The following is an 18,469-nucleotide window of genomic DNA, read 5'->3' on the forward strand; positions in this document are numbered from 1 at the left end:
GATATTTAATTTTTATTACAGATATTTAAGCGTTATGGTAATATCAGAAAGATTATCCAAATGGGGAATGCGCATCTACCCTCCTCTTTTTTTTCAACGCATTTGGGTAGTTAAAATTGATAAAAGATTTAGGGGCGTTACCGTACGGATAAACAAAAGCATTTTTAACAGGAACTACAATAATTCTATATTTGGCGGTACTATATTTTCTGCAGCCGACCCATTTTTTCCGTTGCTGTTTCACCAGATATTTACCCATAAGGGCTACAACGTAATAGCCTGGTCAAAATCGTCAGAGATTCAGTTTTTAAAACCCGGATTAACTAAATTGCAGTTTAAGATCCATATAAGCGAGGAAGAAATAGCTGAAGCTGAACACATATTAAACACAGGTGGCAAATACATTAAATCGCATCCCATTGATATATATAACACCAGTGGCGAAGTGTGTGTGTCACTAATGAATGAGGTTTATTTAAGAAACTTAAATTTTATCGAAAAATAATTGTGATGAAGGTTATAGTAAACGATAAGGCATTTTTAGATAAAGGCTACAGTATATCTACCGATAAAAGCCTGCTAAATTTTGATGTGATATATAAATATCTTGACCAGGAATCTTATTGGGCAAAAGGCATACCTGCGGCCACCTTAAAAGTCTCAATAGAAAACTCCTTTTGCTTTGGCGTATATTATGATAACGAACAAATAGGTTTTGCAAAAGTAATAACCGATAAAGCTACATTTGCCTATATTGCTGATGTATTTATTCTGCCCGAATTTAGAGGCAAAGGCTTGTCAAAATGGCTAATACAAACCATAGTTAATCACGCCGAGTTGCAGGGATTAAGGCGATGGTCATTAGCTACTGCAGATGCACATGGTTTATACAGCCAATTTGGATTTACAGAAATAACCCGTCCGGAAAGATGGATGGAAATATTTACGCCCTACCAGGTACCTAACAAAGAAGAAAAATGAACGTAAAGAAACTGATATTTGAGGGCGAAGGCGTAACACTTGATTTTAAAAAAACCATAACCAGCTGCGAAAAAATTGCGCGCACCATGGTATCGTTCGCTAATAATAAAGGCGGCCGGCTATTAATTGGCGTAGCTGACGATGGCACAATAAAAGGTGTAAAATCTGAAGACGAAGAGCGTTATATGATAACAAAAGCCGCACACCTTTTCTCAAGGCCGGCATTAGAACCGTTGTTTGAAGAGATCTATGTGGACGATAAACTGGTACTGGTTGTTGATACAGCCGAAAGCACGTTAAAACCACACTATGCGCTTGCTGAAGATGGTAAATGGTGGGTATACGTAAGGGTAAAAGATAAAAGCGTTTTAGCCAGTAAAATTGTTGTTGATGTGTTAAAAAGATCGGCAGATAATGCAGGCGTCTTAATCGAATATTCGTCTAAAGAAAAATCGCTGTTAGAGTATCTTGAAAAAATGAACCGCATCACTGTTAAAGAATATTGTGAATTGATAAAAGTTGGCCGCAGGGCTGCTCAGCGCATTTTGGTTAACATGGTGCTGTCGGGTGTCATCAAGATCCACACAACCGAAAAAGACGAGTATTATACTGCGGCTTAATATAAAGCTACATTTCATGTTATCTGTTTACAAAAAACACCGGGCGCATTATGGCGACAACCTCAGGTTGGCTATACCGGTTGTGATATCACAATTGGGCCATACCCTGGTTCAAACATCAGATACCATTATCGTTGGTCATTTTGCGGGTACGGTTAGCCTGGCCGCAGTGTCATTAGCTTCGAGTATTTTTGTAGTCCCGATGATCATCGGCATTGGTATCTCCTATGGTTCCACTCCCCTAATTGCCCAATATAACGGCCGTAAAGAGTTTAAGGAATGCGGGCAGCTATTGTCAAATAGTTTATTTATTAATTTGATAACCGGCTTTATTCTTTTTGGACTGGTTTGTTTGGGTTCTATTTATTTCCTGGATCAGTTACATCAATCGCCGCAGGTTTTAAAACAGGCTAAACCGTTTTTAATGCTGTTGGGGTTATCGGTAATACCCATGCTGGTATTTAATACGTTTAAACAGTTTGCAGAGGGCCTTGGCTTGACCAAACAAGCCATGATGATATCTATATGGGGTAACATCTTCAATATATGCCTGGGGATAACTTTTGTTAAAGGCCTGTTTGGCATCCATCCTATGGGCATAATGGGTGTTGGTTACAGTACACTAATTGACCGTTGTACCATGGCAATTGTTATGGCTGTTTATGTTTTCAGGTCGCGTAATTTCAAACAGTACCTTAAAGATTTTGCGATAAGAAACATCGACCGCATCAGTAGTTTCAAGATCTTAAAGATCGGTGCTCCTGTGGCCCTACAATATACATTTGAGATCAGCGCGTTCAGCGCGGCAGCCGTTATGATCGGCACTATTGGTTTAGATCAGCTTGCAGCTCATCAGATAGCCATCAATATGGCATCTATTACTTACATGATGTCAAGCGGATTGTCTGCCGCTGCTGCCATAAAATCAGGAAACTACTTTGGTGTTAAAGATCATCATGGGCTTAGGTTGTCTGCCAATGCAAGCTATCATATCGTGCTGATTTTCATGAGTATTACCGCGCTGATATTTACCTTCGGCAATAATGTTTTACCATGGATTTATACTTCAGATAAAAATGTTATACTTATTGCATCACAGCTACTTATACTTGCTGCAGTATTTCAATTATTTGACGGAGCGCAGGTTGTTGGCCTTGGGATTTTAAGAGGCATGGGCGATGTTAATATACCTACCGCAATTACGTTTTTGGCTTATTGGATAGTTGGCCTGCCCATTGGTTACTTTTGGGGTATCCGCCTGGATTGGGGCATTGCAGGCGTTTGGTACGGACTGGTTTTAGGGTTGATGGTATCTGCAGTATTACTATTTATCCGCTTTAAAATGATTAGTAAACATCACAGAAACAACCAATCTGTTATTATAGCCCAGGATTAGCTCGGTTATTTATTGGACTTGCTTACATACGGATTACCTTTAATATAAAATCTATAAGGTAAAAGCGCGTCTTCTTTTGCATAAGCAACTCCTACCCGTGGCACAGTTGCAATATTTTCATTAGGGATAACCATTCCCCGGTCTTCAATCCATAATGTATCACTTTGTAAACTGATTCCGTTTATTTTGCGGGAGATGCCAAGTGCCAGGGCTACAGATCCGGGACCAGAAGTAATGCTTGGTTTAACTACATTCATACTTCGCCTAAACTGCATAATATCCAATCCATCAGTTGGTTGTATGGCTCTAATTAATATAGCATGTGGTGTACCTTCTATCGATGTTACCACATTAAACATTTCATGAATGCCATAACAGAGATAAACATATGCTATCCCACCTTGCTGGTACATGGTTTCAGTACGCGGAGTTAAACGGTTGCCGTAACTATGTGATGCACGATCTATAATCCCGTTATAGGCCTCTGCTTCAACAATATATCCACCGGTAAGCGCATCATCAATATAGGTAAATATATACTTACCCAACAGCTCCCGACTAATAGTCAAAACGTCATTACGTTGATAAAATGATGGCGCAAGCTTCATTTTTTCTTTAAAATACCTTTCAATAATTTATTAATCTCTTTGGCTTTATCAAATATCATGATATGTGTACCGCCTTTTATTACCATATCACTATTTATGCGCTTGTAATTGAACACATGATCACAGTCGCCAACAATATGGTAGACATTGGCCGGAATAACTTCGTTTTTCCAGGCTAAGACAGCATCCATTGCCCATTTCACAAATTTAGGCGACGACTTTTTCAACATATTGTTAAACAGCCAGGCATCATTGGCAGACATTTTACCAAATATAGGTTTAATGAGTACACCTAAATTTGTCAGTAATACTCCGGGCAGTAGACGCTGAACAGGTATAGCTTTAAAGAATTTAAAATATGCCGGGGCTTCATGAACAGTCTTAATACTTGATATAAGGATCACTTTGTTAAGCCTTACCTGTTTGGCAATTTCTATAGCTAGCATTCCGCCTAAAGAATTACCAATTAAAATTGAATTATCGTCTATAAAATACTGATGAATAAGTTTTTGTGCATACGTGTTTAAAGTATCTGTCTTGTGAGGTTCTATCCAGTCAACAGGTATTACCTCGTTATCGCCAAGGTCGATGTTATTGTAAATACGGGTATCAGCCCCAAGGCCTGCTATCAGGAATATCTTACTCATTAAAATTGATCAGCTTTAAAACCTCGTTAAGGTATTTTGCATCTGTTTCATCAAACTGCGCTAAATTTTCGCTGTCTACATCTAACACCCCAACTACCTCATTGTCGTTAAAAAGCGGCAAAACAATTTCAGACCGCGACGCAGAACTGCATGCTATATGTCCCGGAAAAGCATCCACATCAGGAACTATCAATGTTTTGGCTTGCTGCCATACCTCGCCGCAAACACCTTTGCCTTTAGCAATACGTGTACATGCCACTGGTCCTTGGAATGGCCCCAATACCAGTTCTCCGTTTTTAACCAAGTAAAAGCCTACCCAAAGCCATTTAAACTGCTCTTTTAATGCAGCGCATACATTTGCCAGGTTGGCAACCAGATCAGGTTCGCCAAATAACAGGGCTTCTATTTGCGGGATAAGCGATCTGTATTGCGCTTCTTTATCGGTTGATGTTATAATTGTCAGGTCTTCTGCCATGAAACAAAGGTAAGTAAGGCGTATTAAAAGTAAATAAGACGAATCTCATATTTAATCTTTTATTTAGCAATTCAATGATCGTCAGCCTTACCATAGTACGTTATAAAAAAGCGCTTATACCGTTTGCTTTGCTGGCCATGGCCATACACCGGTTGCCTTTAATGCTGCAAAAGGGCTGCTCATTCTGGAAATTGCTGGGAAGCGGTAAAAACGGCACCTTTGATACCAAACCCGACTGGCAACAATGGGGACTTTTAGCTGTTTGGGATAAACCAGAGAGTTTTTATCAGTTTCACAACCAGTCATTCATAGCCTTTTGGTGGAATTTTTTCTTGGTAGAAAAGTGGACAATATTGTTGACCCCGCTGCAAAGTCATGGTAAATGGGACGGTAAAGAACCTTTCGGTAATGAGCAAATGGGTATGGAAGATGGGCTCATCGCCGTGCTGACACGCGCTACGATCCGTTTAAACAAACTAAAACACTTTTGGGGTAACGTGTACGGTGTTTCGGATTTAATGGCCACAGCGAGGGGCTTTATAGCCTCATTTGGCATTGGCGAGGCACCCTTGTACCGTCAGGCCACATTTTCTATTTGGGAAAGCCTGGAAGATGTCAAGGCATTTGCTTACCGGTCGAGAGAACATAGCGAGGTTATAAAAAGAACCCGTGCCGAGAACTGGTATAAAGAAGAACTTTTCGCAAGGTTTAAACCCATTGCTACCTTTGGCACCATAAAGGGCAAAGATCCCTTGGGAGATCATATTAATTTATTAAACAAATGAGAGTAATAGCAGAACTACCGCATCCTGAATTTAAAATAACCATCTTTTACATGAACCAGAAATTTATTGTAAAAGCCGAACGTGGTATTTTAGAACAGAGCTACAAAATACCTGAAATGGACCTGACAGATGGCGTTAACAGCGTATTTGAATTACTGGATGAAGAGTTTTTAAAAACCATCGCGGCACGTTTTATAGAAATGGGTAAAGATTTTAAAGCCAGTTATCACAGATATAACTATTGATAGAAATAAATTACATAATAAATTGATTAACAATAATATATAAGTAAAAGTTTAAATTATGAAATGGTAGCCAAATATAATTTGCTGTGCCATATTTTAAAAAAACGGACATTTCGACAAGAAACGGGGAGAAATCCATACAAGACAGGTCGGTTACATATCTGTGTTTAGATCTCTCAAATCGTTCGAGATGACATTTTTTATTAATCGCATTACTCTCGGTGTTTTCTTCAATCCTCCCATTTCACTCCCATGTTCAATCTTTAGGCCATTAGATAAGATTGAATAGAAGGTTTGTATATTGCAGCTACTAATCATTATAAACAAGCTTTAATTAAACAACATGGCAACAGGCAGAATAATATCCGGGCGCATGCTCTTATTAACTTTTATGGTGATATGCCTGGTAAACCATGTAAATGCCCAAGATGTTTACGCCCCCTACCGGCAAAATTGGCTTAAAAAGGCAGAGCAATATAAGCCGGTTCTAAAAGAAACTGTAAAACAACCTTTTGGCATTGTTAAGTTAGAGAAAGATGCGTCCGCTTTCCAGGGATGGAAAACGGTAAGCGCGGGTGGCATGGATCAGCTTTACAACAAGCCGTTTAACAAAGGCACCAGCGGCATTGTAGTCGACTTTGGCGAACACATGACGGGTTACTGCACCTTTACCCTTAAAACTTTAAGAAGCGATATGGACGCGCCGCTACGCTTGAAACTAACCTTTGGCGAAGTGCCTGCCGAGTTAGCCACCCCATTTGATCCGTATCCCGGTGGTTTAAGTCGCGCCTGGCTGCAGGATGAAACGGTTACCGTTAGTGTTTTACCGGCAACAATTACCATTCCGCGCAGGTTGGCTTCCAGGTATGTTAAAATAGAATGGCTTGGCTCGTCATCAAATTTCGAGTTTGGTTTCTCTGATATCCAGTTTAAAGCGACTACTTCTGTCAGCATCACTCCACCCGCTTTGGCGGCAGGTACACCGCAGATTATAAAGGACATTGACAGGGTTGGCTCAAATACTTTAAAAGAGTGCATGCAAACTGTTTATGAGGATGGCCCGAAGCGCGATAGAAGGTTATGGATCGGCGATCTGTATCTTGAATCGTTAGCCAATCAGTACTCATTCAAAAATGACGGCCTTACCAAACGCTGCCTTTACCTGTTAGCAGGTTTAGCTAATGATGATGGCATCCTAAATGCTAACGCGTTTGAAGAGCCCGTACCACACGCGCAAAAAAGCCGACTGCTTGATTATTGTTATTTATTCAATGTTGCACTGAAAGAATATGTAACCGCTACCGGTGATGTAGAAACAGGTAAAGATCTATGGCCCGTAGCAAAGAAACAATTGGATATTGCCAAAATGTACGCAGGTGCTGACGGCATGATGGATTATCAAAAAGCGGAAAGAGAATGGTGGGTATTCTTCGACTGGAAAGACGGGCTGGATAAACAAATACCGCTACAGGGCATAACCATATATGCCCTGAACCAAACCTATGCTTTAGCCAAGCTGTTGGGTAAAGAAAACGAAGTTGCAGAGATTCCCGCTATTACTAAAAAATTAAAGGAAGCTGCCCATAAAAACCTATATGATAAAAAAACAGGGGTGTTTGTCAGCGGAACTAACAAACAAGTATCGTACGGAGGACAAGCCTGGATGGTATTGAGTGGCGTAGCTACCAAAGCCGAGGCTCAAAAAGCGCTTAAGACGCTACCGTCTTTACCTGATGCGGTACGGCCCGGCGCACCCTACATGTTCCACTATTACGTAGCTGCATTGATCGAAAGCGGTTTGAAAGCCGAAGCAAAAGAAGCAGTAACAACTTATTGGGGCGGCATGGTGAAAAAAGGCGCGGATACTTTCTGGGAGGTATATGACCCGGCGGATGAATTTAAATCGCCTTATAACTTTTTCCCGGTAAATAGTTACTGCCATGCCTGGAGCTGCACTCCCGTATATTTTATCAGGAAATACCCGGAGATATTTCAACAGTAAAACCCGGTGTAAACTTTTGACAGGATTACTGATTCAAGGTGATTCACTTTTAGTGATTCACTCATTAAAAAAGGGTCGAAAAATGCCATTTTTTAGTTAATTGATTATCAATTATTTAAATAGGTATTACACTTAAAAATCCTGACTTTTAGTGGTGATCCAAACTGATCCACTCAATTTGACAAAGCACTTGTTTACAGTACATTAACTAAAAAAGGTGATCCGGTGATCCATATTTTAAAGTGGATCACTCACATAGCATATCAGCAGTACAATGAAGGATAATTAGCTTATCTTTACAGCGTCTTATTGCAATTTTCATGAAGATCCATTTTAAAAGTATCTTGCTTAAAACTCTTAAAGTAACAGGTATAAGTATAGTAAGTTTACTTGCTTTGATGTTCCTCCTTCCCTACCTGTTCCCGCAAACCATTACACAAAAAATAAAGCAATGGGCCAATGGTAGTATCAACAGCCAGCTTTCGTTTTCGGGCACCAGCTTATCTTTCTTTAAAAGGTTCCCATCGCTTACCCTTACGCTAAGCGATTTTTCATTACAAGGCAGTGCCCCGTTTCAAAAAGACACGTTAATTGCCGCTAAAGAGATCTCATTAGCTATTGATATCAGTTCGATATTTAAAAGCAAGATCAATATCAACAAAATATACCTGAGCCAGGCTAACATAAACATCTTGGTGGACAGTTCCGGTAAGGCCAACTACAATGTTTACCGGGCTAAACCTAAAGCAACACCGTCAGCTAACGATACCAGCAGCGCGTCATTAGGTATTGAGCAGATCCTGATCGAGCAAAGCCATTTGTATTATAACGATAAGTCACTACCCCTGCTGATCAATGCCCGCAACTTTAACTACAAAGGCAGCGGCGACCTGAGCAAGGATCTTTTCGACTTGCACTCGCATACCGAGATCGGTTCAATCGATTTTTACTATGGCAACCAACCGTATGTGATCAACAAAAAAGTAAACGCCGACCTGGTGACAAGTATCAATACCAAATCGCTTGCGTTTAGCTTTCAAAAAAACGACCTGATGATAAATGAACTGCCTGTTCAGTTTAAGGGTCGGTTCGAGTTCCTGAAAGATGGCTATGACATGGATTTCAAGGTATCCAGCTACCAAAGCGACCTGAGCGATATCTTTACCGCGATGCCCGCAGCCATAGCTAAATGGGGCGATGATACTGATATCAATGGTACAGGCAATATCCAGTTGTCACTTACGGGCAAATACATAGCATCAAGCAATGTAAGGCCTGACCTGAACTTCAGCATGAAGGTAAACAATGGTTATATCGCCAGTAAAAACACCCCATTACCTGTAAAGAACCTGTACATTAACATGAATGCGCAGGTACCCGGCCTTAACCCGGATAATCTTAGGCTCAACATTGATTCTGTTCATTTCAACATTGGCAAGGATTACTTCAATTCGGTATTCAAAGTAAAAGGTATCAAATCGCCTGAGATCTACGCCAAGGTCAATACCGAAATTGATCTTGACAAATGGGGATCGGCCTTGGGGGTTAAACCATTTAAAATAAAGGGCCGCTATGCCTTACAATTATTAGCACAGGGTAAGTATATCACCGGCTTGCAAAAAAGAGGACTGCGCCATGTCGATACGGTTATTACCAGCATCCCGAAGTTTACATTGCACTCAACGTTTAAAGATGGTTATTTTAAGTATGCCAAATTGCCTCAAGCCATTGATCATATCAGTTTTGACATTGATGCCAACTGCCCTGATAACAATGTAAAGCACGCCAAACTTCAAATAAACGATATCAATATTGCTGCATTAAGCAATTACATTAAGGGACATTTTAGCTTGAATAACACTTCAGGAATCTTCATAAATACCGCTGCCGATATCAAATTCAATCTGGGCGATATCAAAAATATTTACCCGGTTGACGGACTGGACCTTCGTGGTATCATAAACGCGAACGTTAAAACCAAAGGGAAATATGCCCCCTCCCATAACTTATATCCTGTAACTAAAGCTGATATTAACTTAGCTGACGGCTATATACAAACCAAGTACTATCCGCACCCGGTTAAGGATATACAGGTTAGTGCAAGCATTGTCAATAATACGAATTCGTTAAAAGGATTAAAGGTTAATATTAAACCGGTTTCGTTAAGTTTTGAGGGCAAACCGTTTGTTCTTAAAGCTGACTTGAAGAATTTCAACGACCTTGAATATCGCATAAGTTCACAAGGCACAGTGGACATTGGTAAGATCTATAAAGTATTTGCTGTTAAAGGATATGATGTTAAGGGATTGATCACCACCAACTTTTCATTAAAAGGCAAACAAAGCGATGCAACCGCCGGCCGTTACGATCAGTTAAATAATAAAGGCTCAATACAGGTTAAGAACCTGGTTCTGACATCAGACTTGTTCCCGAAACCTTTTCTGATTAAATCCGGCATCTTTAGCTTTAACCAGGATAAAATGAACTTCGACAGTTTTACAGCTAATTATGGCCGCTCTGTCATTGTGCTGAACGGCGCTCTGTCAAACGCGATAGATTATGCGGTTAAGCCAAACTCGACATTACAGGGCGTGTTCAATTTAACAAGCAGCAACATCATTGCTGATGATTTTATGGTATTCGCTGATAGCGCCCCCCCTTCGTCCGGTCAAAAAGCCACAGGCAAATCAACAGGCGTGATACTTATTCCGGCCAATCTTAATTTAACTTTTACAGCAGATGTGAAGAGTGTTAAATATAATGGCCTTAATATAAATGATGTTAAAGGACAGATGATTATTAATAATGGGCAGTTGTCATTAAAACAAGCCGGTTTTAACCTGATAGGCGCACCAGTTGTAATGGATGCCGACTATCAAAGCATAACCCCTACCAGTGCTCTGTTTAATTATCATATAAACGCCAAAGATTTTGATATACAAAGAGCCTATCGTGAAGTGAAGCTATTTCATGATATGGCATCGTCTGCTGCTTCTGCGCAAGGTATCGTAGGTTTAGATTACCAGTTAAGCGGCAAACTTAACGGTGATATGAGGCCGGTTTATCCTTCATTAAAAGGTGGCGGAGTACTATCAGTCAAAAGTGTAAAGATAAAGGGGTTTAAACTGTTTGGAGCTGTCGGTAAACAAACCGGGCACGACAGCCTGGGCAAAGGTGGCGATGTGTCTAAAGTTGAGATTAAAACAAGCATTAAGAATAATATCATGACCATTGAGCGCACTAAAATGCGGATTGCAGGGTTTAGGCCAAGGTTTGAGGGCCAGGTGGGCTTAGATGGCAAATTAAACTTACAATTCAGGCTTGGTTTGCCTCCATTGGGCATATTCGGAATACCTATGACCATCACCGGCACCCAGGACAACCCTAAAATACATTTAGGCAAAGGCAAAAAAGAGGATGAGTTAGAAGAAACAGAAGATGATAAATAATACTTATTTCTCATTCATGATTTACTTTTAAAATGCTTAAACTGTTGGTCTTATTTGTTCATTTTATTCATTCGTCACACAACTGCTGTTTAGATTTAAGGTATTCCATATAATTGTATTTATCTTAATCTTAACATTTATGATTATAAACATTTACTCCATCTCAAGTTCAGAAAAGACTTTATCTGATTGCTATGTACAATCTACAGCGGGATCAATAAATTATATTTATCGCTCCCAAAACAAACAGGGTCTTTTTTAGTCATCGTTATATAATAATGTTAACTATAGGTATAATATAATTTCATATATTATCCTATTGTTATAATTTAAATTATAATAAGCTCTGACTAATACAATTTTTGATGTTAGTTGATTACATTGCTATGTGTAGTATATAATCTTTGTTTGTACTTAAACCTTATACCAATCTTTGAAATAACCATTATGATCATAACCTGTAACCAACTACCTAAAATCATGGATGCTAAATTGATTAACGCTTAAGTACAACCGGTGATAATATGCAACAGGTTGAATTAGTTATGAAAGGATTTAGTACAGTGGAGAGAATAGATAATGAATAAAATTTCATTACCAAAGTATGAAGAATTAAAAAAGTTAATGCTTATCAACTCGGGCATTGTGCACATGCTGCCGTCTGATTGTAAAACATTATCTGATAAAATATTTAAGAAAAATGGTAATCGCATTAGCGAAACCACCTTTAAACGCATATATGGCTTTGCTTTTAGCAAGTACAGCCCTTCATTATTTACGCTGGATGTTTTGTCCAGATATTGTGGTTATAAAAGCTGGGCGGCGTTTTGCGAAAAACAAGACAAAGACGAAACCACACCTGCAAAAGAACTAAGCTGGCAGACATTAAAACAAAATGCTGATAAAATAACCGGCTTTGCGTTACAGGCTTTAAAAAACAAATCAGGCATACCTTATAATCAAACCATTGAGCGGGAGTTTACAGATCATCATTTTGATGAATTTCTTAATTCTAATCTCACAGGTACCATATTGTGTGCACCCTCTGGTTACGGAAAAACAATAGCTCTTTGCCAATGGGTCGAGAAAAAAGCCGCCATTGACGCGTTAAAAGGTAATAATGATATTGTATTACTGTTTAGCAGTAATGCTGTTATGAGCGTTATAGTTAGCGGCAAAGACATCCACGACTGGATGCTGGCTTTACTTGGCTATGATACGGATAATGACATCAGCGTTCTATTAGATGTAAAGCAACGTAAAGACGCTAAGTTTTATCTGATCATTGATGGGTTTGATGAGCATATGTTTAAGGGCGATCATTTTAAAATAATCCTTAACCAGCTTGTTGATATTTTTTCGTTTTATCAGCATCATGATTGGTTTAAACTGATATTGACTACCCGTACCGCTACCTGGATAAATAATCGGCACGAGCTTGAAATAAATAATAATACGTGGTTTACAGGGTTTGGACAAGATCCGAATTATATAAATATCCCTTTACTTAACTTGCAGGAAATTAAGTTTTTATGCAATCAAATTAACTTAAATATTGAAAATGCTATACCCAATGACATTATAGAAAGTTTCAACCATCCCTTATATTTTCAATTTTATTATCAGCAGCATAAAGAGTTTTCTTCGCAAACCAATATTGATCACATCAGTTTTTATGAGATCTTGTCTACTTTCATTTTAAAGAAAGTATACCTGGGGCACTACTCTACCGAAAAAATACTCCTGATTAAAACCCTGGTTGAAGAATTAGACATAGCAAATGATGTTTATATTATAAATAAACTAAAGGTTGCAGGCGATATTAAAAAATCGCCCCATGCCTATCAGGAGCTTATAAACATTGGATTTATCAGGGAGTTTGCTGAAAACAATAACTATCTGCAGCATACCTATATTGTATTTGGCAATACAGATTTTATGGAGCATAGTATTGCCAAAACATTGCTTTATAACAACGGGAACTTGCTGGATATTGATCTTATAAGATCAATAAACAGTTTATTAGCTAACAATAAACACAAAGTAAAAGTACTGAAGTGGTGCATTATGCACGCTATCAAATCAGGGCAGTTAAAAAATATCGAATACATAACAAACGTACAATTAACTACAAATGAGAAATCTGAACTGATCACCTTCCTTGGTGAAGTATTACAAACCGAATACGCATCTACTACCGGAAATGACTCGATCATAAATTACTTTAAAAATTCATTTAGTGATGAGCTGTTTGATTATTTCTTCGGATTGGAATTGGTAAATACTGATTACAGGAAGTTCCTTCATGTTCTATTGAAATTCGACCAGTCGAATCAAAAGAAAGTGCTTATTCATTCTACATTAGCGATTATTGCAGCTATACAGCTTGATCTTAATGATCTGGAAATAAATCTGGCAAAACTTAAAGCGTTTCCAAAAGCCGAATATGAGATATTTGCCGTTAATCCATTAAGCTGCCTGGATGCTATTTATTACCAGTTAAAATATGGAATAATTAAAACCGAGGCATTAATTGATCTGACCAAGCTATATTTTAAAAGGCCCTATGATATTAGTATAAAAGAAAGCGCATCGAATGATATGCTTTACCTTTTAGGTTTGTTTACAATGTTATTGTGTAATAATCCTAAAAAAACATTGCGCTTTATTAATTTCCTTGATAAGAATTATCGAAGTAAAATAAAAGAAAACGATAATTCGCAATATGGCTTCTTCATAAAAATATTTAAGGCAAACGCTTATTTGGAACTTGGCGACCAAGCAAAGGTTTCTGAAACGTATCAATCTATTGCGATTGACTATGAAGAAAATGAAGATCTATTAACACCATATATGAAAATCCTTTTTCATAGTGTAAAGATCAAAACTTTGCTAAACACCACGGAAGAAAGCCTGGTATCAAATGAAATGGAAAACATTAATGATATTGCCCTAAACTCCGGGTACAAGTTTCCGAAGCTTTATATCACATCTATGTTATTACAGAGCATAACGTTACAAAACTCATCGCCCGCTTTTTATAAACAGCTTAATATTGACTTTAATAATATTATAAAAGAGTGCGGCCTAAATCCTCAATTGTTTCTTGATTATATAGCTATCAACAGAAAATAGCGTTTTACTTTTATAAAGAAGTTATTTTATACAAATGGGCACCCTCCTCATTAAACCCCACCTCAAAGTTATTAGCGCCACTAATGTCTTTATCACCGAGTATTTCTGTTAGCTGATAATTTCTGTTTGCAGCAAGCCCTAATCGCTTTGCGATCAACATAATATTTGCAGGTTCCTTTTTGTAATGGAATACAGCCAGGTAGATATTCTTGGCGTCTTTCCTTATAAATGCCTGTGCAGCTGCTCCGCCTTCACCACCTTCTACAGGCATAAAGGCCTTTCCACTCTTTATTAGCTCTTTAAGCTCGGGCCGTTGTATCCATTCTTTAACCTGTTTTTGCCACGTTGCGTCTTTGCTATAATCGTCGCCTAATATTACTGATCCGGTAATTAAACCCGACACCAGCCTGATCTTGTTGGTGCCTACGCTTTCTTTTTGAAAGATCAAATGATCAGCATCTACATAATCGTACAAATAAGTTTGCCACCAACCATAGGTAACGCTGTTAAGGGTGTATTCAGCATCCTTAACAGAGTGAAAGGCATCGCAGGCTATCCTGCGCATATTCACGTATTTTGCTGTTGCCAGCGATGGCGAAATAGCCGCGTAAACCAACATCGAATTATCAAGCGTTTTAATAACGGTTTCCATTCCCACCCGGTAGGCTTGCATACCTGTTGTGATTTTAGGGTCGTAAAACTTAGTAGACTCCGCCGCGCCATGCCCCAGGAAATCGATCTTGATCATTTTAAAACCACAATCTTTTAATTTGCCCAACACATAAGCTATCCGTGCTTGTGTCCCTGGATGGGTTGGGTCTAAAGCTCTACCTCCATCCAGATCATGAAATCCTTTATCAGTTTTTGTCCACATTTCAGAAAACTTGTAATTACTTCCTTCTGCTGTACGGTCTGGGTTTGTCGATTTAAATCCCCAGTCGGTAAACGGGGCCCAGTAAACTCCAGGCTGCAGGTTTCTGTCCTTGCAATAATTTACAAATTCTTTAAGCTTTGAAAAGTCACCCCTTATTCCCCCCTTCACCATGTTATCCCAAAACGAATCCAGGTCTATATATGCAGTTCCATCAGCATTACGAAATGCGGGGATCTGTTTGTCAAAAAAGTCGGCCACGGCGGTCGCTTTATCGTAACTGATGTGCTCGGCAATTACGCCCCAGCTATTCCAGCCTACCGGCGTAGCTTTAGTCCATGGTTTAATATATCTGCCTTCCACTAAATTTCCGGTACGTGCATATGTTTCCAGGCCGGTGCGCCAGTCAGAAAAATAACCGATAAACATTTTTGGAGATAAGATCTTATCCCCTTTTAAAGAACCATGCGCCATCGAGTCGCGCGTAATGGTTACGTTATTCAATCCACCCCAAATTTCAAGCTGGTTAATGTGACTCTTAACTCCTTTACTTTTAACTCCGGTTTTCCAGTTATCATGATTTAAAGAGCCTAATATCAATCCTTTTCTTGATTCATTATCATAAACCACTCCTACTTCAGCGCTGGTAACGGGTTGGCTGTTCAAGTCCTTAGATTCATACCTGATAAAAGTATCATTATCAAAAGGCACAAATAATGACTGCGCTTGGCTATTGGTGTAAAGATCAGCTTTAGTTGTTATTACTGGCGCCATGTAATTAGAACTCAGGTCATGACCATCAATCTCCAGTTCGGTTATAACAAATTCCTTGTTTGGATAGCAGTAAAAACGCTGGATCATAACAGGCGCATCTGCTTTGGTTGAGGTCAATATTAAAACCTTTCCTGTACCAATTTTATCATGTACGACTTCTGTTTTTATAGCATGCTTTTTAAAATCGCTGCGTTGATATTTGGTATCGCCTAAGGCAAATGCGGCAGAAGCATTTGAGATAATAAATTTACCATTGTATTTTATACTGATCAAACCGGTATTAGCATCAACGATTAATTGATTGCCTTTGCCAAAAGGCATTGCCTGTTGTTTAGTAATCGCTGTTCCTGAAGCACAGAAAAACACGCTGAACAGAAGGATTATTGCAATATTTATACGCAACATAATTGATAAAATTTGTGATAAAGATATAGCTATGCCATTATATAATTTTGGCATACTGTTACGTAATCATTGCTTTGTTTGAAGCGTGAGTTTCCTTACAGAAAAAGAATCATTTCCAGAGAATAGATAATAAATTGTTCTGCCATCCTTGCTCATCCAGTTAACGGGTAAACAACCCGATTCTCCCGGCCCCATATCCCATTCTCTTGTGTAAAACACTGTTTTCCATGGCCCCCAAGGGTTAGGCGATTCAAATATCCCTAAACCACCTTTAAACCGTGGCCCCTGCTCCTCTTTGTCGTTTGACAGAGGTACTACCTGGCACCATAAATATCTTTTCAACCCGGCGTCAAAGGTCATACCAGAGCGATAGGTTTTTCCGGGATTTACATAAACAGGCTTTCTGCGCCTGATATCAATTGACCATAAAGGTTTTCCTGAATTACCGTAACCGGCAAAAAATTCATACGCTTTCCAATCCATGATCTGAGTGTTTTTCACCCTGGTAAGAACCATTTGGTCTGCGTATTTATAAGCGCTGGCATCGTCTACCGAATAGGTATAAACATAACCATCCCTTGCGCCTGTATTGTTTTTTCCGTAGTTGATAAAATTCGGGCATCCAAAACTGGTATCAAATTTCCAGTCGGCCCAGGTCCATGTTTTACTATGATCTGTCGAACAAGCTAACCGGGCGTTGTTAACATTGCGAACCCACATATATAGTTTGCCATCAACCATAATCATACCGCTTGGCTTTGCGCCGGCCGGCCCTTGTCCGACCCGATCTGCCGATTGTGTTCTGATATTGGCGCCTGTTAAATTTGGAGGTGTGCCGGATACCACAGCTAAACCCATACTTAATTTAATATCGGTTTGTGGTTTAAACCCATTACCGTCTCCATAGGCTGTATACATTAACCCGTCATCACCCCAGGTTGATGGCCAGCAATCGCCGCCTTCGGCCATTCTGATCACTTCATTCGCAGGTGCAAATTTTGCAGATACAATAAAATCGCTTTTTGGATAAGGTGGCTCATCAACCGCATCAGCTATCGGGTTAAAAATATTGTTCTCTATAAATTCCCAGTAACCTTCGCCGGTTGTGCCTTTGTTCATCGTTTCTCCCATTCTTACCAAAATGATATTCAGACTAGGAATTACCAATAATAATTGTTCGCCGGCACCAGCACCCCAAAACGCGTCCCTTGGCAAAGATTTGAAGGTCCCATCGTGATTTGTGAACCACCCAAGTACGGCGGTGGTCTTGGGTTCTCTATCATCATTCGTAAGGTTACTATTTAAAGCGGGCATGGTGGTTGCGTCGACATTTAAGGCTCGTTTTATAACTGTTGAATCAATAATCTGTGTGCCTTGCCAGCTCCCTTTTTTCAATATTAGCCTCCCTATTCTTGCGACTGCGTCAGCCGTAAAAGCAGCGCCGCCCCATCCTGCTACCAGATCAAGGCTATCGACCTTATAAGTGGTGTTATAGCCCATGGAGTAAGTATCTTTCTTTATCCCTACCCTACTAAATATACGCTTGTCTAAATAGTCTCTGATATCTTTATATGACGTTTTTTGCAGGCTTTTAGTTACCGCATAGTTGAGCATGGCAATACCAGGGTTACTGTAGGCAGATCCCGTCCCCGGTTTAAATAGTACTTTTGCGCTGTCGCGTGATAAGGTAAACGGATCCGGCTTTTGTCTCCAAAATGCACCTTTCCAACCCGGAAGGTCCATATGCCGGTCTTTTTTCTGACTAATTAATTTTTGTTCCTCTTCGTCTGTTGCCTCCGCGTCCTCCAAACCAGATGTATGGGTATCTAACTGTCGGATTGTAATTTTTGATTTTACGTCGAACTTTTTCCAGGATGGTATGTACAAACAAGCCGGCGCGTCCGGGTCAATGTATCCATCGGCTATGGCAGCATTTAAGGACATGCCACTTATCAAAGCTTTTGCTAATGATGATGTACCACTTGTTTTTACAGAGTCTTCCCACCCTTTGGCAAAAGCCTGGCAAATTATTTTATCGTCTTTAATGATAAGTAATTTGTGTGTTCCCCCTGCCAT

Annotated in this window: 14 protein-coding genes; 9 read left to right on the plus strand and 5 right to left on the minus strand. The window is 39.4% G+C overall.

Features of this window, described 5'->3' with window-relative positions:
- Window positions 1-34 precede the first annotated feature (34 nt).
- Genes FO440_RS15630 through FO440_RS15645 form a run of 4 tightly spaced genes read left to right on the plus strand, consistent with a single transcriptional unit; the run spans window position 35 to window position 2,997 of the window.
- Window positions 35-505 (plus strand): DUF4442 domain-containing protein, encoded by a 471-nt coding sequence (locus FO440_RS15630; protein WP_144249231.1) that lies wholly within the window; start codon window positions 35-37, stop codon window positions 503-505.
- A gap of 5 nt (window positions 506-510) precedes the next feature.
- Window positions 511-981, plus strand: a complete 471-nt coding sequence (locus FO440_RS15635) for a GNAT family N-acetyltransferase (protein ID WP_144249232.1) — start codon at window positions 511-513, stop codon at window positions 979-981.
- On the plus strand, window positions 978-1,601 hold the full coding sequence (locus FO440_RS15640; protein ID WP_144249233.1) for an AlbA family DNA-binding domain-containing protein: 624 nt from the start codon (window positions 978-980) through the stop codon (window positions 1,599-1,601). The genes FO440_RS15635 and FO440_RS15640 overlap by 4 nt, the downstream gene beginning before the upstream one ends.
- Before the next feature lie 16 nt (window positions 1,602-1,617).
- Window positions 1,618-2,997 (plus strand): MATE family efflux transporter, encoded by a 1,380-nt coding sequence (locus FO440_RS15645; protein ID WP_144249234.1) that lies wholly within the window; start codon window positions 1,618-1,620, stop codon window positions 2,995-2,997.
- Between the two features lie 5 nt (window positions 2,998-3,002).
- Here the strand turns inward: FO440_RS15645 and FO440_RS15650 are convergent, their stop codons facing one another.
- The 3 genes from FO440_RS15650 to FO440_RS15660 are packed head-to-tail and all read right to left on the minus strand — an operon-like array spanning window position 3,003 to window position 4,727.
- Window positions 3,003-3,605, minus strand: a complete 603-nt coding sequence (locus FO440_RS15650; protein ID WP_144249235.1) for a DNA-3-methyladenine glycosylase — start codon at window positions 3,603-3,605, stop codon at window positions 3,003-3,005.
- On the minus strand, window positions 3,602-4,252 hold the full coding sequence (locus tag FO440_RS15655; RefSeq protein WP_144249236.1) for an alpha/beta hydrolase: 651 nt from the start codon (window positions 4,250-4,252) through the stop codon (window positions 3,602-3,604). The genes FO440_RS15650 and FO440_RS15655 overlap by 4 nt, the downstream gene beginning before the upstream one ends.
- The gene (locus FO440_RS15660; RefSeq protein WP_144249237.1) at window positions 4,245-4,727 is read right to left on the minus strand and encodes a GAF domain-containing protein; all 483 of its coding nucleotides are present in this window, start codon (window positions 4,725-4,727) and stop codon (window positions 4,245-4,247) included. The genes FO440_RS15655 and FO440_RS15660 overlap by 8 nt, the downstream gene beginning before the upstream one ends.
- A 74-nt stretch (window positions 4,728-4,801) precedes the next feature.
- Between FO440_RS15660 and FO440_RS15665 the strand changes: the two genes are divergently transcribed.
- The 5 genes from FO440_RS15665 (at window position 4,802) to FO440_RS15685 (ending at window position 14,343) form a co-directional block, all read left to right on the plus strand.
- A complete protein-coding gene (locus tag FO440_RS15665) occupies window positions 4,802-5,512 on the plus strand; it encodes a DUF3291 domain-containing protein (protein WP_144249238.1) in 711 nt (236 codons plus the stop codon).
- Entirely contained in the window at window positions 5,509-5,757 is a 249-nt protein-coding gene (locus tag FO440_RS15670) for a hypothetical protein (RefSeq protein ID WP_144249239.1), read from the plus strand. Before FO440_RS15665 ends, FO440_RS15670 begins: the two co-directional genes overlap by 4 nt.
- A gap of 343 nt (window positions 5,758-6,100) precedes the next feature.
- Complete coding sequence (locus FO440_RS15675) at window positions 6,101-7,759, plus strand: alpha-L-rhamnosidase-related protein (protein ID WP_222103996.1); 1,659 nt, start codon at window positions 6,101-6,103, stop codon at window positions 7,757-7,759.
- Window positions 7,760-8,079: 320 nt separating this feature from the next.
- On the plus strand, window positions 8,080-11,208 hold the full coding sequence (locus tag FO440_RS15680; RefSeq protein ID WP_144249240.1) for an AsmA family protein: 3,129 nt from the start codon (window positions 8,080-8,082) through the stop codon (window positions 11,206-11,208).
- Window positions 11,209-11,787: 579 nt separating this feature from the next.
- Window positions 11,788-14,343, plus strand: coding sequence for an NACHT domain-containing protein (locus FO440_RS15685; protein WP_144249241.1), 2,556 nt, complete (start codon window positions 11,788-11,790; stop codon window positions 14,341-14,343).
- 10 nt (window positions 14,344-14,353) lie between these two features.
- Here the strand turns inward: FO440_RS15685 and FO440_RS15690 are convergent, their stop codons facing one another.
- Window positions 14,354-16,309, minus strand: coding sequence for an alpha-amylase family protein (locus FO440_RS15690; RefSeq protein ID WP_144249242.1), 1,956 nt, complete (start codon window positions 16,307-16,309; stop codon window positions 14,354-14,356).
- 150 nt (window positions 16,310-16,459) lie between these two features.
- Entirely contained in the window at window positions 16,460-18,469 is a 2,010-nt protein-coding gene (locus tag FO440_RS15695) for a serine hydrolase (RefSeq protein WP_186292700.1), read from the minus strand.

The organism is Mucilaginibacter corticis, from assembly GCF_007558865.1.
Classification (GTDB): domain Bacteria; phylum Bacteroidota; class Bacteroidia; order Sphingobacteriales; family Sphingobacteriaceae; genus Mucilaginibacter; species Mucilaginibacter corticis.

Coding starts and splice junctions, on each gene's coding strand:
- FO440_RS15655 (WP_144249236.1), bottom strand. CDS start 4,252: ATGAGTAAGATATTCCTGATAGCAGGCCTTGGGGCTGATACCCGTATT.
- FO440_RS15665 (WP_144249238.1), top strand. CDS start 4,802: ATGATCGTCAGCCTTACCATAGTACGTTATAAAAAAGCGCTTATACCG.
- FO440_RS15675 (WP_222103996.1), top strand. CDS start 6,101: ATGGCAACAGGCAGAATAATATCCGGGCGCATGCTCTTATTAACTTTT.
- FO440_RS15670 (WP_144249239.1), top strand. CDS start 5,509: ATGAGAGTAATAGCAGAACTACCGCATCCTGAATTTAAAATAACCATC.
- FO440_RS15660 (WP_144249237.1), bottom strand. CDS start 4,727: ATGGCAGAAGACCTGACAATTATAACATCAACCGATAAAGAAGCGCAA.
- FO440_RS15635 (WP_144249232.1), top strand. CDS start 511: ATGAAGGTTATAGTAAACGATAAGGCATTTTTAGATAAAGGCTACAGT.
- FO440_RS15630 (WP_144249231.1), top strand. CDS start 35: ATGGTAATATCAGAAAGATTATCCAAATGGGGAATGCGCATCTACCCT.
- FO440_RS15685 (WP_144249241.1), top strand. CDS start 11,788: ATGAATAAAATTTCATTACCAAAGTATGAAGAATTAAAAAAGTTAATG.
- FO440_RS15650 (WP_144249235.1), bottom strand. CDS start 3,605: ATGAAGCTTGCGCCATCATTTTATCAACGTAATGACGTTTTGACTATT.
- FO440_RS15640 (WP_144249233.1), top strand. CDS start 978: ATGAACGTAAAGAAACTGATATTTGAGGGCGAAGGCGTAACACTTGAT.
- FO440_RS15695 (WP_186292700.1), bottom strand. CDS start 18,469: ATGGCAGGGGGAACACACAAATTACTTATCATTAAAGACGATAAAATA.
- FO440_RS15645 (WP_144249234.1), top strand. CDS start 1,618: ATGTTATCTGTTTACAAAAAACACCGGGCGCATTATGGCGACAACCTC.
- FO440_RS15690 (WP_144249242.1), bottom strand. CDS start 16,309: ATGCCTTTTGGCAAAGGCAATCAATTAATCGTTGATGCTAATACCGGT.
- FO440_RS15680 (WP_144249240.1), top strand. CDS start 8,080: ATGAAGATCCATTTTAAAAGTATCTTGCTTAAAACTCTTAAAGTAACA.